The 15,555-nt window shown below is 60.1% G+C and carries 15 protein-coding genes; 8 read left to right on the top strand and 7 right to left on the bottom strand.

The window, feature by feature from the left end:
• From ACILSR_RS31925 to ACILSR_RS31945, 5 genes are all read left to right on the top strand, one after another.
• The coding region (locus ACILSR_RS31925) for a hypothetical protein (RefSeq protein ID WP_395753882.1) at window positions 1-187 on the top strand (187 nt) is incomplete at its 5' end.
• 56 nt (window positions 188-243) lie between these two features.
• Entirely contained in the window at window positions 244-1,341 is a 1,098-nt protein-coding gene (locus tag ACILSR_RS31930; RefSeq protein ID WP_395753883.1) for an alpha/beta hydrolase, read from the top strand.
• Window positions 1,342-1,428: 87 nt separating this feature from the next.
• Window positions 1,429-3,258 (top strand): di-heme-cytochrome C peroxidase, encoded by a 1,830-nt coding sequence (locus tag ACILSR_RS31935; protein ID WP_395753884.1) that lies wholly within the window; start codon window positions 1,429-1,431, stop codon window positions 3,256-3,258.
• A gap of 21 nt (window positions 3,259-3,279) precedes the next feature.
• Entirely contained in the window at window positions 3,280-4,686 is a 1,407-nt protein-coding gene (locus tag ACILSR_RS31940) for a cytochrome P450 (RefSeq protein ID WP_395753885.1), read from the top strand.
• Window positions 4,687-4,851: 165 nt separating this feature from the next.
• Complete coding sequence (locus tag ACILSR_RS31945) at window positions 4,852-5,295, top strand: ABA4-like family protein (RefSeq protein WP_395753886.1); 444 nt, start codon at window positions 4,852-4,854, stop codon at window positions 5,293-5,295.
• 7 nt (window positions 5,296-5,302) lie between these two features.
• Here ACILSR_RS31945 and ACILSR_RS31950 read toward each other — a convergent pair whose 3' ends face one another.
• The gene (locus ACILSR_RS31950; protein WP_395753887.1) at window positions 5,303-5,935 is read right to left on the bottom strand and encodes a DUF2959 domain-containing protein; all 633 of its coding nucleotides are present in this window, start codon (window positions 5,933-5,935) and stop codon (window positions 5,303-5,305) included.
• Window positions 5,936-5,949: 14 nt separating this feature from the next.
• Window positions 5,950-6,306 (bottom strand): glutaredoxin family protein, encoded by a 357-nt coding sequence (locus tag ACILSR_RS31955; protein WP_395753888.1) that lies wholly within the window; start codon window positions 6,304-6,306, stop codon window positions 5,950-5,952.
• 136 nt (window positions 6,307-6,442) lie between these two features.
• Between ACILSR_RS31955 and ACILSR_RS31960 the strand changes: the two genes are divergently transcribed.
• The 3 genes from ACILSR_RS31960 (at window position 6,443) to ACILSR_RS31970 (ending at window position 7,963) form a co-directional block, all read left to right on the top strand.
• Window positions 6,443-7,288 (top strand): SPFH domain-containing protein, encoded by an 846-nt coding sequence (locus ACILSR_RS31960; protein ID WP_395753889.1) that lies wholly within the window; start codon window positions 6,443-6,445, stop codon window positions 7,286-7,288.
• Window positions 7,289-7,390: 102 nt separating this feature from the next.
• The gene (locus ACILSR_RS31965; RefSeq protein ID WP_395753890.1) at window positions 7,391-7,735 is read left to right on the top strand and encodes a hypothetical protein; all 345 of its coding nucleotides are present in this window, start codon (window positions 7,391-7,393) and stop codon (window positions 7,733-7,735) included.
• A 27-nt stretch (window positions 7,736-7,762) separates the two neighbouring features.
• Window positions 7,763-7,963 carry a hypothetical protein gene (locus ACILSR_RS31970; RefSeq protein WP_395753891.1) on the top strand — a complete coding sequence of 67 codons (201 nt, stop codon included), beginning with the start codon at window positions 7,763-7,765 and terminating at the stop codon, window positions 7,961-7,963.
• On the opposite strand, the gene ACILSR_RS31975 is transcribed toward ACILSR_RS31970, so the two are convergent.
• The 5 genes from ACILSR_RS31975 to ACILSR_RS31995 all read right to left on the bottom strand — a co-directional run bounded on the left by ACILSR_RS31975 (window position 7,955) and on the right by ACILSR_RS31995 (window position 15,461).
• The gene (locus ACILSR_RS31975) at window positions 7,955-10,276 is read right to left on the bottom strand and encodes an ATP-binding protein (RefSeq protein WP_395753892.1); all 2,322 of its coding nucleotides are present in this window, start codon (window positions 10,274-10,276) and stop codon (window positions 7,955-7,957) included. The two genes, ACILSR_RS31970 and ACILSR_RS31975, sit on opposite strands and share 9 nt — an antisense overlap.
• A gap of 105 nt (window positions 10,277-10,381) precedes the next feature.
• Window positions 10,382-12,568, bottom strand: a complete 2,187-nt coding sequence (locus ACILSR_RS31980) for an alpha/beta hydrolase family protein (protein ID WP_395753893.1) — start codon at window positions 12,566-12,568, stop codon at window positions 10,382-10,384.
• A gap of 48 nt (window positions 12,569-12,616) precedes the next feature.
• Complete coding sequence (locus ACILSR_RS31985; protein WP_395753894.1) at window positions 12,617-13,324, bottom strand: prolyl oligopeptidase family serine peptidase; 708 nt, start codon at window positions 13,322-13,324, stop codon at window positions 12,617-12,619.
• Window positions 13,325-13,365: 41 nt separating this feature from the next.
• Window positions 13,366-14,811, bottom strand: coding sequence for a sensor histidine kinase (locus ACILSR_RS31990; RefSeq protein WP_395753895.1), 1,446 nt, complete (start codon window positions 14,809-14,811; stop codon window positions 13,366-13,368).
• Window positions 14,808-15,461 (bottom strand): response regulator transcription factor, encoded by a 654-nt coding sequence (locus ACILSR_RS31995; RefSeq protein WP_395753896.1) that lies wholly within the window; start codon window positions 15,459-15,461, stop codon window positions 14,808-14,810. The genes ACILSR_RS31990 and ACILSR_RS31995 overlap by 4 nt, the downstream gene beginning before the upstream one ends.
• Between the last annotated feature and the right edge of the window lie 94 nt (window positions 15,462-15,555).

Raw genomic sequence — 15,555 nt, forward strand, 5'->3', positions numbered from 1 at the left:
TGCCACCACGACGAACAAGATCCTGCCAGCGCAAAGTCCGACGCCCTGTGGACAAATGGCCACGCATGATCAACACCTCTTCGTCGTCCACCTCCAGAAACTTCGCCGTCACAACGATTGCTTAGCGGCATTAGGTCTAAATGAAGATGCAAAAAAGCCGCTCCCGTTTTTTTGTGTTTACTTTTAAAGGGTGAAGAAATATCACTTTAAAACAAAGCCGTCTTACAATTAAGATCTTATACTATGCCTAAATACTGGATGATCAGCAATCGCCTCTTCCGGCAGGGGCAGCCCACCCACGAGCTTGGCAAGCTCTCCTACTGGATCACTGACGACGACCATGCGGACACCATCGACAAATGGACTTCCGTTTCGGGTGCTGTCTTCGAAACTCAGCTCAAGCAGGCTGCCCAGGCCTTTCCCCTCGTATCCCAGGCCACTGCGGCTGCCTTCGCTGCTGCAAGCGGTCAGCCTGCGGAGGCCATGCCCATCCTTAACCAGCTCGCGGCACATCAGGAGCAGAAGCACGTCGGCTTTTTCGTCCATGGTTACAACAACGGCTTTACGGACGCCGCGCAGCGTTACCAGCAGCTGACACGGGACATTTACGCTGGGCCGGACGGCCTCGGCCTTTGCATCTCCTTTGACTGGCCATCCCTCGGCAGCATCCTCGGTTACCTCCCGGATCGCGAACACGCCCAGGCCTGCGCCTCCGATTTCACAGACATTCTTGGTCGTCTCCACGACTGGCTCCTGCTCAAGCAAAAGGCGGCGCAGGAAGATCCCGCGGACGCCTGCCGTGCCAAGATCTCCATCATTGCCCACAGCATGGGTAACTTCCTCCTCCACCGTGCCATGGGGGCGGGCTGGAAACGGCAGAACCAGCCCCTCAGTGTCTCCCTCGTTAATCAGCTCCTCATGGTTGCCGCCGATGTGGACAACGATCTTTTTGAGCCGGATGGCCAGGACTCCACCGATGGCACCGCCGTGGCCAACATCACCTACCGCGTCACCGCCATGTACACCGGGCGGGACACCGTGCTCGGTGCTTCCTCAGGACTCAAGCATTTCGGCACGCGCCGCCTCGGACGCAGCGGTCTGGCCTTGAGTCCGCCGACAGACAGCGTCTCTGGACGGGTGGACAATGTCTGGGACGTGGACTGCTCCACATTCTTTCCCGTTCAGTACGACAACATCCCTTTTATCAATGGCATCCCCATCCACGGTGCCTACTTCATCACTCCAGAGGTCGTCAGCCTCATGAAAGAAATCCTCAAAGGCACTGACCGCAGCGTCCTGCAGTCACGTGGCCTCCTCACAGGTAAAGCCTGGCCCGTCTAGCGCTTCCTGCCGTTCAGCCTCCATTTCTCATCCGTCGCCCCTAGGGGTGGGATGACCACATCCCGCCTCCGCCCCTTCCTTCCTCCCATGAAAAAGTCATTGCCCATCATCGCCCTCATCCTCGCCGCCGGCGCAGGACTCTACTTCTACTACGCTCCCGGCACCATCATTGCCACTGGAACTCCCGTGGTGAATTCCAAGGACAAAGCCGTCAATCTGGAGCAGGGCTGGTCCACCCGCACGCAGCAGGCCTATTACTTCACTAATCAGGGCTCCCGCATCCTCCCTTACGACTGGTTTCTCGCCCTCGAAATGCCGGACAGCAAAGAGCTTTTCCGTGGCGATGAAAACATGCGCAACCTCCGCTACCTGCCCACCGCTGCGGACAAACTCTGGAACCCCGACGGTCTCCCCGTCGGCTTTGTCATGGGGCTCGATTCTCAAAAGAAGGCATGGCTGGGCATGACCTGCGCCGCCTGCCACACCGGCCAGATCTCCTACAACGGTACTCAGATCCGCATCGATGGCGGTCAGACCCTTGCCGATGTGGACGCCTTTGATCTCAGCCTCGTGGCCGCCATGAAAAAAACCTCCGAGGACGAGGAAAAATTCGGCCGCTTCTCCGCCACCGTTCTCGGCAGTGCTGCCACCACCGAGTCCAAAGCCGCCCTGCGCGAAGCTCTCAAGCAACGCACCGCCGCCCTCAACGACCGCAACGTGGCCAACCATTACCAGAGCCCCAACATGCCCCCGTACGGCTACGGCCGCACGGACGCCATCGGCCAGATCTTCAACAAGGTCCTCGTCCACATGAACAACATGCCGGACAATGCCCTCCCTTCGGACGCACCCGTCAGCTACCCTTTCCTCTGGGGCACACATCAGTCTGATGTCGTGCAGTGGACCGGCTTTGCCCCCAATGGTCCGGGAAATATCGGCGCCCTCATCCGCAACGGTGGGGAGGTTCTCGGCGTCTACGGAGAAATGGACATCCCAGACGACAAAAGCGTGTTCAAATACCAGTCCTCCATCGTCGTCGAGAGCATCGGTTTCCTCGAGCAGTGGGTGGCCATGCTGCGCTCTCCCAAATGGCCCGGTAAAATCCTCCCGCCCATCGACAAGGCCCTCGCCGACAAAGGCCGCGTTCATTACGAAAAACATTGCATCTCCTGCCACGCCGTCGTCCCCCGTGAAAACGAAGGCATGAAGTATGCTTCCGTCCCGGTGCCCATCGATGAAGTCAAAACGGACTCCCGTGAGTTCGACAACATGGTCAAGCTCCGCAAGGCCGGAAAATTCGCCGGTCGCAAGCAGGCTGGCATCATCGGCAAAGAGATTCCCGCAGAGACCAACGGTCTCGATCCCCTGATCCATTCCGTCGTTGGCGGCCTCCTCCAGCACCCTTTCGAATCCCTCAAGGCTGACCTCAACATCGTAAAGGGAGAGATCACGGCGGAAACCATCAACGACATGGCCAAAAAACATCAATTCGGTAAACCTGGAGAAGATCACACCACCGTGCTCGAGCGCCTCCTCTCGGACTTCAACCAGCAGGCTCTCAATCTCCGCACCAATCCCGTCATCAACACCCGCCTGCCCATCGCTCCCAAGATCTACAAAGCCCGCCCGCTCACCGGCATCTGGGCCACCCCGCCCTACCTGCACAATGGCTCGGTGCCCAACCTGAAGGAGATCCTTCTCCCCGCCGCTCAGCGTTCAAAAACCTTCCATCTCGGCACCCGCGAATACGACCCCGCCGTTGGCGGCTACAAAGACATGGCCGAGTTTGACGGCAAGCCCTCCTTCACCTTCGACACCTCCCTCCCCGGCAACTCCAACTCCGGCCACGAATACGGCGTCAACGTCCTCACCGACGAACAGCGCAAAGAACTCCTCGAATTCCTCAAGAGCCTCTGATCCCTCTCCCAAGCGCGCCTCATGAAACTCCAGCCCGTCCTCGCTCTCGCAGCCTCTCTCTGCGTCGCGTCCTGCTCCGTTGACCGCAAGCATCCCACAGACCCCCAGGCCTTCCTCAAGGACTACGACCGCCAGTGGCTCGATGTCCTCAAGCTCAAGACCACCTTCGACTGGCTGCAGGACAACTCCATCGAGACCTTCAAGGAGATGCGGGCTTACCGCCCCGTCATCACCACCGCTCCCGTCCCCACCAAGGCCGGACTCAAGTTCACCTCCACCGTCCTCGTCGCCGATCGCAAAGACGTCCTCGAAGTCCTCAACAACTGGGACGTCTTCACGGTTCGTCTCTACGGCTCCAAGATGAACGACTGCATGGGGGCCTTCATGCTGGGCCGCGACCACACCCGCTACAATCTCGTCGAAAAACCCTACATGCGTGCGCTCATGACGCCCGCGGACTACCCTCGCATCAAGACCCAGGTCGTCTCCCTCAGCCACAAAGCCATCGCCGAAGGCACGCAGACCACCACCGATCCCAAGACCGGCAAGGCCGTCGGCCGCATCGAGATCGTCAACAAAGTCGCCCGGCGTGTCCCCATTCTTCTCACCGGAGCCTATGGCGGCTTTCCCGGACCTGACGAGGCCTCCATGTTCCGCTGGTCCCGCGCCACCCAGGCCGACTTCTTCAAAAACATCAAGGCAGAGCATGGCATCCACTCAGACGCCATCCGTGCAGGCCATGAAATGACCTCTTACATCGGCGGCCTCATCAAAGAAAAGCGCGCCCTTCTCACGAAGAATCCCGGTGCTGAAGACACCGTTCTTGCCCGCATGCTCAAGGAGGGTTCCAATGAGGTCAAAGGCATCACCGATGACCGCATGATCATCCTCACCGCCGGCCTCCTCATCGGTGCCGGAGAGACTACCCAGGCCGCCGTTTGCAAAGCCCTCGCCGAACTCTTCACCCGTCCCACCGAGTTGCAGGGAGCCATCAAAGCCGCCCGCGAAAACAACGACGACCTCCTCGGCCGCTACGTTTGGGAGGCTCTGCGCTTCCGCCCCGGTAACTCCGTCCTCCCACGCTATGCCGAGCAGGATTATATCCTCGCCAAAGGCACCCCGCGTGAGACCAAAATCGCCAAAGGCTCCCTCGTTCTCGCCGGCACCCAGTCCGCCATGTTTGACGAGACCTTTGTCAAAAACCCCGAGCAGTTCCGCCTCGACCGCCCGCAGAGCATGTACATGATTCTCGGTTACGGCCATCATCGCTGCCTTGGGGATCACGTCAGCCTCATCCAGGTGCCCCAGATCATCAAAGCCCTCCTCCTCAAGAAAAACCTCCGCCCCGCCCCCGGCAAAGCCGGAGAGATCGACCTCAAAGGCGGCCCCTTCCCTGAGCAGTACATCCTCGAATACGACCTCGATTAAAAGTAGCCCAGTTGCGCCGCAACTGGCCCCCTCAATCCCCACTGATTCTCGTTTCGCCAGTCGCGAAGTGGTCCGCACACTCCGTGTGCGGGTCCCAGCGCCCACACCCACGCATTAATCCGAGTTCGAACCCAAGCCCGCTTCATCCTTCATCCTTTCCAACGCATGGACCTCTACGCCCTCGCCTTTAAAGTCCTCAACCTTGCCGTCGCACCCTTCTGGCTCTGCATGGTCTTTCTTCCGCACTGGAAGGGAACGCAAAAGCTCATGCGCCCGCTCTGGCCCATCTTCCTCATCTGCCTGCCGTATGCTCTGCTGAACATCCCGTACTACCTCACCAATCTGCCCATCTTCGCCCGCGGAAACTTCGCCGAGATCACCACACTCTTCGCCGATCCCCACTGCGTCGCCCTCGCCTGGATCCACTTCCTCGGAGTCGATCTCTTCGTCGGCCGCTGGATTTACTTCGACAGCCGCGAGCGTGGCTACAGCCCCTGGATCGTTGCGCCCTGCCTTCTGCTTACCCTCATGGTCGGCCCCACCGGCACCTGCGCCTACCTCCTCCTTCGCGCTCTCAAAGCTCCCACTACCCCTCTGCCCACCGCCTGAGCTCAGATCAAAGCGTCTGAATAAACTTGTCCGCCTCAGCTATCGAGCGGTTCATTTGATCCAGCAGGCGCTGAATGTCTCCCTGGATATTATCAGCCGTCCCACGCAGCGACCCGATGGCCTCCGCATTCAGATTATGCTTCAGGTACAGCACCTGATCATGAAACTGCCGCAGCACCGGATCCATCGTCGCTTCAGCGGCATGCAGTGAGCGCGAAAGCGGCTCAAACCTCGTTCGCGTCTCCGCCAGCTTGCGCCGGCTGTCGGCAGCCAGGGAGGCGCTTTCATACTGGCGGATTTCGCCCTCCCATTCCCGGAACAAGTCCCGCGCCACCGTGTCCACTTCGCGGATCTGGCTCCGCACCCGCGCTGCCTGGGATTCGCAGTCTTCGGATTCGCCTTTGAAGCGGTTGTAGGCAGACTCCAGATTGCCGCCTTTGTAGTTCGTCAGCTTTTTCAGCTGAGTCAGCGCATCCTGGAACTGCACCCCGGCGTCCTTTTGCTCACCACGCGCTTTTTTGACCGCGCTTTTCAGCAGGTCCCGCTTCTCGTAGCCCAGCTTTTCCCAGGCGGCATAATACACCGTGTTGCAGGCGGCCAGGGACACCGCCAGGCCAAAAAGGAAAAGCCGGGTACGCATGAAGAGAAATTGAATCAGCCCACAAATTTCAGCGTGCCCACCTGACCCGCAGCCATCGCGGCGTGCTGGGCGTCGGTGCAGGCGGAATTGGTCGGCGCATCCGCTGGAGCCTCGTTTTTCTCCAGCAGTCCGTTGGCGCTCATCCAGCTTTCCACTTCCTCGCCGCTGATGTCAGCCAGCATGGTGCCGTTGATTTCCACGCAGGGAGACAGCGGCTGCCCGCTCTTCTGTTCCATTTCCCAGCGGAAGGCGGGGTTTTTGATGATGTCCTTCTCTTCGTAGGGGAGATCGTATTTGCGGAAGATGGCACGGACGCCTTCGCTCCAGCCACAGTAGGTTTTCAGGTAGGCGGTGATTTTGGGTGTTTGCATAGCGCGTTAAGTTACGTCCCCCAGACTAGCGGACGATGCAGCGAATGCAAACGCACTGTCGTAGCAGCTCACGGTTGGAAAATCCGCCTAAATTTCTCAATGACGGCACCTCTGCCTGGAGCTGTAATACCTCACCATGAAAGAACAAAAAGCCTTCGCCATTCCGGGTCTCCTCGTCGTTGCCGCTGCCCTCATCCTGGCGGGTTTCGTTGCCTACAGATACACCGAGTATGTCCCCCTCCTGACCGTCCCCGCGGCCATCATTGGCTTTCTCCTGCTCAAAGGCGTCGCCATCGTCTCCCCAAATGAGGCCTTGGTCCTCACCTTCTTTGGCAAATACAGCGGCAGTCTCGTGCAGAACGGCTTCTGGTGGGTCAACCCCTTCGCGGGCCGCCAGAAGATCTCCCTCAAAATCGCCAACTTTCAGAGCGAGCAGCTCAAGGTGAACGACGCCCATGGCAACCCCATTGAAATCGCCGCAGTCATCGTCTGGCGCGTGGTGGACTCCGCCAAGGCCACCTTTGCCGTCGAAAACTGCAACAACTTCGTCCGCCTTCAGGGGGAAACCGCCCTCCGTCATCTTTCCAATCTCTTCCCTTATGAGCCTCACACGCCAGGGGAGACCGCTCTCCGCAGCCATCCTGCGGAGATCGCCACCCAGCTGCGTGCAGAGTTGGCGGAACGCACCAGCGTCGCTGGCATTGAGGTGCTGGAGGCCCAGCTCAGCCACCTTGCCTACAGCCCGGAAATCGCCCAGGCCATGCTGCGCCGCCAGCAGGCGCAGGCCGTGCTCGCCGCCCGGCAGATCATTGTCGATGGCGCCATCAGCATGGTCGAAATGGCCCTCCGCAAGCTGGAAACCGACGGCATCGTCCAGCTCGACGGCCCTTCCAAAGCCACCATGGTGAACAATCTGCTCGTCACCCTCGTTTCCGAAAATCACATCCAGCCCGTGCTTTCCACCGCGCCGATGAGGACCTGAGCCCCTGCGGATTTGTGGAGGCTTTCGCTACCAAACCGCTACGCCGGCATTTTTATCATATAACCGACGCAAGCGCCGCTCAGGGTGCTAAGGTTGCGTCCTATGACTATCCCAAAGCGTTCAGCTTTCATTCGCCGGTCCGTTGATCATGTGACAGATGAACTGGTGATTGCGCTGGCGGGAGGAGAGATCATTGAGTTCAAACCCTTGTTTTCAAAAGTCTTCGAGGGGCTGAAGCGCAGGAATGCCGTTAGCGGGGGCGAGGAAATGCTGCGCCTGCGCTGCTACGAGAAACTGCTCAAGCTGGCCAGCAGCGGCATGGTGGAGAAAAAGGACAAGTCCTATCGCGGCCTCACCGGGCTGGAGCAGGCGTCCAGCGTGTTTCGTCTGGCTCGCGCAGAGGCATCCATCGCTGCGCGTGCGGCGAGTGTCATTGTGCCGAATTAATCCATCACCCTCTCTTCCCCGCACACTATGGCAGCACCCAATTACTCATTCGAAAAGCGCAAGCGCGACAATGCAAAAAAAGCCGCAAAAGAGGCCAAGCGCCTCCGCAAGCTGGAAAAAGGCGTGAGCTCCTCTCAGATCATCGTGCAGGCGCCGGCCACCGACGGCACTGAAGCGGAAAACGATGCGGCAGACACAGTTGCAGACGAGTCCCCCGCGTCATCCTAGAGTCATGCTCCTGACGGGTTCTTCCCGCCAGCTTTCCTCCGGGCTCAGGATCAGCCGCAGCGTCGTCATGACGGTTTGCGCGCTGTAGGGTTTTGGCAGGAAATGGCGCACCCCCATCTCCGCCACCTTGGCCGGGCTGCCCTGCTGGGAAACCCCGCTCGCTGCGATGATCTTCACTTCAGGGTTGATGATCCGCAGCATCTGGATCGTCGTCGGGCCGTCCATCACCGGCATCATCATGTCCGTCAGCACCACGGCTATCTCCGCGCCGTGCTGCCGGTACAGCGCCACCGCCTCCGCCCCATCCGCCGCCACCAGCGTCCGGTAGTCCATCGCTTCCAGCGTCTGCCGCGTGGTCGTGCGTATCGCCTCCTCGTCATCCACGATCAAGATCAGCTCGCCTTTCCCATGCGGGATCAGTTGTTCGTCCACAAACGCCGGTGTGGAGTTGCTGTTCGCGTTCAGCACCGCCGGCAGCCAGATCGTGAAGGCTGTTTCCTGATGCGGCTCGCTGCTCACGGTGACAAAGCCACCATGGCTCTTCGTGATGCTCAGCACCGTGGAAAGCCCCAGGCCCGTGCCTTTGCCAATCTCCTTCGTCGTGAAGAATGGGTCGAAAATCTTGTCCACCACATCCGGCGGTATCCCTGTGCCCGTATCACTCACGCTAAGGGTGATGTATGGGCCCGGCTTGGCATCCATCTGTGCCGCCGCCGCCGCTTCATTGAGCACCGTTTTCGCGGCGGTGATCGTCAGCGTTCCTCCATCCGGCATGGCATCCCGGGCATTCACGCAAAGGTTTAGCAGGATCTGGTGCAGCTGCGTCGGATCTCCCATAAACGGCGGAAGATCCTCAGGCAGGTTGCACATGCAGCAAATGTTCTTGGGGAAGGTGTCCTGCACAAACTGTTGGATGTCCTTGATGAACCTCCCGGCATGCAGCTCTGAGCGCTTGCCCTCCACTCCCCGCGCAAAGGTCAGGATCTGCCGCACCAGGTCCGCCCCGCGTTTCGCGCTGCCCTCGATGCCCGTCAGGATGGAAAGCGTGCGCGGGTTGGTGTTCGTCAGCCGCAGCAGCTCGATCGACATCAATATCGGCGTCAGCACATTGTTCAAATCATGCGCGATCCCACCCGCCAGCGTCCCCACGCTTTCGATGCGCTGCGCCCGCAAAAATTGCTGCTCCAGTTTTTTCTTTTCCGTGATGTCCGTCACGATCCCCAGGAATCCGGTGAGCTCTCCATCATCGTCCAGCATCGCCGTCATCGCCAGCGAGACAAACACCCGGCTGCCATCCTTCCGCACATACGTGCACTCACATTCGCGCAGGATGCCGCACTTGGCGCGCGCCGTAAGCACTTCAAATCCGGGGGCCACCACCGTGCCCGTCTCCCGCGAGACTTCGGCGGCCATGCGCGCCATCTCTGACGCGTCATGAAACAGTTCCGGCGTGAGGCTTCCCACCACCTCCTGCCTCGAGTACCCCGTGAGCTTTTCAGCTCCGCAGTTAAAAGTGGCTATCAGTCCCGCCGTGTTCGTGCTGATGATCCCGCAGGCCGCGCTCTCCAGCACCGCATTCTGCAGGTACGTCAGCTCCTCCAGCCTCACGCTCGTTTCCACCAGCTGCCTCGTCGTGGAGATCTGCCCCTGCGTCAGCAGCAGCGCCGTCACCAGTGAAATGCCCACCGTCACGGCGATCTGCAGCCATGCCAGCAGCCGGATCTGCACGTTCGTGTCGACATTGATCGCGGTGATTTTCTGCGCCGCCTGGTCCAGGGCCCCGGCCAGGACATCGCATTCTTCGGTCAGCTTTTCTCCCAGATCACGCGGCAGCGTCTGGGTGCCGTCTCTGCTCGCATGCAGTTTCTTGATCACTTTGGCGATGTTCTGGAAGCTCTCTTTGGCCTGGTTCAGCCTCTTTTGAATCTCCTCAAACTGCGCTCCCGTGGCATGCTGCAGAAGCTTCCCGGACTGCAGCATCTCCTGGCAGGAATTCATGCTCGCCCACACCAGGTCGATCTTCCCCAGGTAATACGTCTGCAGCGGTTGTGCGCCGATCTCCGCCTGCATCATCAGCCGGCTCAGCACCTGGCTGTCCGTGCGCTGCCGTCCCAGCAGATTGACCGCGCTGACATTGTCCGCCCGCCGCTGTTCCAGATTCTCTCCGATGTAGCCAAAAACTCCAAAGCTCAGCACCAGCAGCACCGCAGCGCCGCCAAAAATCAGCCACAATCGTCTGAAAAAGTACTGCAGATTGGGCAACTCCTGGCGCGACGGCAGGGAGAAGACAGGCTTCTTGAGAAAATGGGTCACGCTCATCGCGTGATACCATAGGAGGCACGCCAGAGGCATCCCTTGGCAGTTGATTCAAAACACCCTAAGCCTTTGCTGCTCCGGGTTTTGAGCCGTCCTTTCGGATCATTTCCACCCCAGCTTTTCCTTCAGGAACTCAAACGTCCCCACCCCATGAATGGTGTGCGGCCCGTCAAAGTGCTCGATGGTCGTGCGGTCACCGATTTGCAGTTTGTTATAGAGCCGGCGCACCTTGGCATACTCGTAGTTCACCCATTCATCGATCCCCACCCCGTCATTGTGCCCGCGCTCCACCATGAAGGGCCGCGGGGCGATCAGCGCCGCCATCTCCGCATAGTTATACGTGCGGCCCATGTTCCACTCCCAGATTTCGTATTCGTGGGTGTGGATGTAGCTCATCGGCATGTCGCTGCTCACACACTTGCGCACCCATTCGTTGAAGTCCCCGCTGCAGATGCTCAGGCAGTAGTCCTTCAGCACCGCAGGCGTGCGCATGGCGGACTTGCCTCCGTAGCTTAGCCCATAAAAAGCGATCTTGTCCGCCGGCGTGAACGGCTGCGCCTTCAGCCATTCCAGAATGCGCTGGTGCTGCCCGTTGATCACACTGTACAGCGTCAGCCCCAGCGGATTCAGCTTCCGCTGCAAGGTCCGAAACGCATCCTTGCCCCGGTACGGATTGTGCGGCGCAAAAGTGATGAAGCCCTGCTCCGCTAGCCGCAGCGTAAAACCCTTGTAGGGGGCGAAGGCACGCTGCGTCTCATCCGTCGTAATCGTGTCTTCCGGAATCCCCTCCAGCCCATGCTGGCACACCACCACGGGACGTTTCTCTCCGGGCTTCAAATCTTTCGGCAGGCATAGCCAGCCCCAGGCAAACACATCCTCCCACACATCCATCGTCACCTCATAAATCCTCACCTTGTCCGTCTCCCTTACAAAACGGCTCTTCGCATTCACCGGCAGATTCGGGTCCGGCAGCCTGCCGATCACCTCATTCCAAAAGCGGTCCCGTTCACCTGCCGTATGCTTTTCATATTCCTCCATCGACTTGAGCGGCAGCTTGTCCCAGAACTCTTTCTTGCGCTCCAGTTCCGTCGTCACCAGCAGGCGTTGCGTGAAGGCCTCCAGCTCCCGCACCATGCGCTGCTGCCGCGTCGCATCCACCTTCGCCCGCTGCTCGTTTTTCTGTGGCATGATCGGCTCGATGCGTTTCACCAGCTTTCCTGCCACTTCCGCTGGCAGCAGATGGGCCACCACTTCCTTCAAACCGTGCTCCTCAGTCGCCAGCATGATCCAGTCTCCCGGTGCCAGCGCCTTGGCGCGCGCGACTTCAGCCTTCACTGCTTCAAGCGCAGGCTTCGTGATTTTCCCCGGCGCGGCGATTTCACGTTCACCCTGCTTTGCCTTCGGCGGCCCCTGCACATTCGGAAAGCCGAGGTTCTGCACCACCAGCGGACGCGGAGCGATGAGGAAAGCCACTTCCGCATCGCCAAAGTCGCGCAGCAGATTGAACACATTCCGGTAGATCGGCTCGGCCCACACGCCCTCGCGCGGCTCAAAGCAGCCCCACACATACACGGAGGTGATGCGCTCATCGATCGCCCCGGAATACATCGCGATCAGGCCGCCCTCTCCCAGCCCCGCCACCAGCAGCGGCAGCTTGGGCTGCGTACTATAGTAATCCACCAGCGACAGCATCTTCTGTACCTCGTAGCCGATGATATGCCGCCCCAGCTCATAGGATTGGCGGTAGATCCACTCGCGGTGCGGCACGTTCGTCTTCACGCCAAACTTGTCATTCGTGCTGAACTCGCTGCCACGGCTGATCAGCGCCGGAATGACGATCTCGCAGCCGCTGTAGGCCAGCATGGCGTCGTTCGCCAGCTTTTCAGGATCCGTGTCCGCGTCTGGAATGTAGATCACTCGCGCCACCGCCGGCGCTTTCGGCTGAATCAAGATGCCCTCCCCATGCACCCCCTCAAACACCGGCCAGCGCACTCGCAGGATGCGCGCAGTCTCTGTCTCCGCCAGCAGCGGCGGGTTTGTGGTGTCCCCCACGAGCTCCAGCGCCGTGATGGGCAGGCGCTCATCCACCGCGCCGATGATGGCCTTCAATTTCTCCCGCGTCGGTTTGCGGCCGGTCTTCGACTGCTCGATCAGCCTCAGCGCCATCTTGTCGATCCCCGCCACCATCGTAGCGGAGAAATCCGGATTCGGTTCCAGCGGCTGCGTGCCGGGCAGCACCTGGGCCTGCAATGAGGAGGCGGCGAGAAGCAGGAGGAGAGGTCGGATCATGGTGAAGATCAAACGCCCGCCAAGCCCTGCGCCTTGCGGCTGCTTCGCTCAAGGCTTCTTCTGTTCAAACAACCACTTCCAGAGCTCCGGATTCTCGTACGTCTGGGTCCACGAATCATGCCCGACTCCGGGATAGATCGTGAGTTTCACTGGCGCTCCGATCTTCTTGAGCGCGTCGTAGATCTTCTGGCTGTTCTCCACCGGCACAGCTCCGTCCTTGTCCCCGTGGAAAATCCAGCAGGGCAGGTGCTTGAGTCGTCCCGCTGTCACCCAGCGCACGCCCGCACCGCCGCAGATCGGAGCGATCGCCGCATACGTGTCCGGATATTCAAACGCCGTCTCCCACGTGCCAAAGCCACCCATGCTGATGCCGGTGAGGTACACGCGGCTGGGATCAATGTTCAGCGTTTGGATCAGATGATCCGTGACCGCCTTCACCCCATGCGGATTCCACAGGTTGTTGGATTCACATTGCAGACTCGCCACTACGGCGGGAAATTTCTGCCCGGCGGCGATCAACTTCGGCGGCCCGTGTTTTTTGATCAGCTCCAGGTCATTGCCGCGCTCGCCGGAGCCGTGCAGGAAGATCACCAGCGGCCACTTTTTGTCTTTGCCAGCCTCGTACCCCTCCGGCTTGCTGAGGAGGTAGTGGTAGTTCACCTTGATGATAAAATCACCGGTGTACACAGCCGGTGTTTGCGTGTCGGCGAGAAGCATGGAGGAAGTGGCGAGCAGCAGGACGAGGTATTTGACCATGCGCAGATAACGCCGCGCATCGTCACAGCCTTGCGTGACTCTCAGACGGCAGGCAGCCGCAGTTGAAACACCGTTCCCTTCGCAAGTTCGCTCTGCACAGTGATGCTCCCGCCATGCGCCTCGGCCAGCGCTTTACATATCGCCAGGCCCAGGCCCGCGCCGCCTGCGGCACGGTTGCGCGAAGCTTCCGCACGGTAGAAGCGCTCAAACAAATGCGGCAGGTGCTCCGCAGAGATGCCCGGACCCGTGTCGGCGACGGTGAGGCAGGCGTGGCCGTTTTCACGCTGGGTGCTCAGGCGCACCGCATCACCGGGGCGGCAATACTTCACGGCGTTGGCCAGCAGGTTGGTCACAATTTGAGTGATGTGGTCCGGCGGCGCGGCACAGGTCGCAGGGGCCAGATCTTGATGCAAGATGATGCCGCGTTCTTCCGCCAGCGGACGAATGTGCTCCATATTCTCCCGGCTGATTTCATCCAGCTGGCACGCCTGCGAGGGTGTCGCCGTTTTCGCATCCGCTTGTGCCAGCGTGAGCAGGGACTCGATGAGCTCCTGCATGCGTAGCGCGCTGCGTCGGGTCATCTCGATGGTTTTGAGATGGGCTTCGATGGTCCGAGGCCTCGCCAGAGCCAGTTGTGTTTGCGCCAGGATCACGGAAACCGGAGTTCGCAGTTCGTGGGCGGCATCGGAAGTGAAGCGCGCCTGCTCATCGAACGCCGCCGCCAGACGCGTGAAGGTGTCGTTAAGCACCGCGGTCAGCTGGCCCAGTTCGCTTTCCGTCTCGGCCACCGGAATGCGCTCCTGCAACTGTCCGCCAGCGATCCTCTGCGCTGCTTCGCTGATGTCGCGGATGGGAGCGATGGCACGCGAGGCCACCCACCATCCACCCAGCAGGCCCAGCAGCAGCACGATGCTGCCATACCCGATGATCTCCCCGGTGAACCGGCGCATCTCGGCACGAAAGCCGGAGTCATCCACTCCCACCAGAAGGCATTCTCCCGGAGGCGTGAAGTCATAGGCCTCCCGCACTCCTGGACGATCGCGAAATACTGCCGATGCAGCTCTGGTCGGCATGGCAAGTCCTGCTGGCGCGTTGGGAGATTTGTCAAAGAATCCGCCGTCACGAAACCAGAGGTGGAAATAATAGCCGGCATGGGGCTGGAAGGCCTCCTGCACCTCGGGACGTTGCAGCATGCCTCCACTGCGTGGCGGCTGCGCTCGGTCCAGCATGGGAAGCCCGAACAGCTCGCTCGCCAATGACGAGTTTTCATCGGCCGGCGGCGGCCCGGCGCCTTCTCCAGGATGCCCTCGGGTGAGCTGATCGTGCAGCATGTAAAGTCGCAGCCTCAATTCTCCGTCCACGCGGGCCTGCACATTCTCGTACTGAAAGAAATAGGCCGTGATTCCAAAACCCGTCAGCACGGCCAGCAGCAGCAGACCATGCCAGAGCTGGATGCGCCAGCGAATGCTGTTCGGCAGCCATTTCATGCCCCGACGCTATAGCCCCTCCCGCGGTGAGTCACGATGAAATCCTGCCCCAGCTTTTTGCGCAGGTTGAAGACATGCACGTCCACGAGGTTGGACACCGGTGTGTCATTTTCATCGTGCAGGTGCTCATAAAGCTGCGTGCGGGTGATGATCTTCCCCCGGCGCTGCACGCAGAACTCCAGCAGCGCATACTCGCGCCCGGTTAGGACCACCGGCTGGCCCGCCACCTTCACCGTTTGTGCGGCGGTGTCGATCTCCACCTCTCCAATGACGAGTACGGACGCCGCGTTGCCATGCGCACGACGGATCAGCGCACGCACACGCGCGGCCAGTTCATTGAGATCCACCGGTTTTGCCAGGTAGTCGTCCGCACCGCTGTCCAGTCCGTGAATGCGGTCTTGCACCTTGGTGCGGGCGGTCAGCATCAGTACGGGTGTCTTCTTCACCTGGCGCACCCGCCGCAGCAGTTCGAAGCCATCATGCACAGGCATCATCACATCGCAGATGATGAGGTCGTAGTCGATCTCGAGTGCCTTAAAGAGTCCATCCTCGCCGTCCGCGGCTTCATCCACAGCATAGCCTTCGCCGCGCATGGCTTCAGCCAGCGTGTCGAGCATGTCGGGTTCATCTTCCACGATGAGGAGGCGCATGGTAGCAGGATAGACGCGTCTTCATTAAGCGGCGATGAAGAATGCCGTCCAAAGATGACAGGAGATTTATTTTTCGCCTTCATGCTGGCTTAAT

The organism is Prosthecobacter sp., from assembly GCF_044222565.1.
Taxonomy (GTDB): Bacteria; Verrucomicrobiota; Verrucomicrobiia; order Verrucomicrobiales; family Verrucomicrobiaceae; genus Prosthecobacter.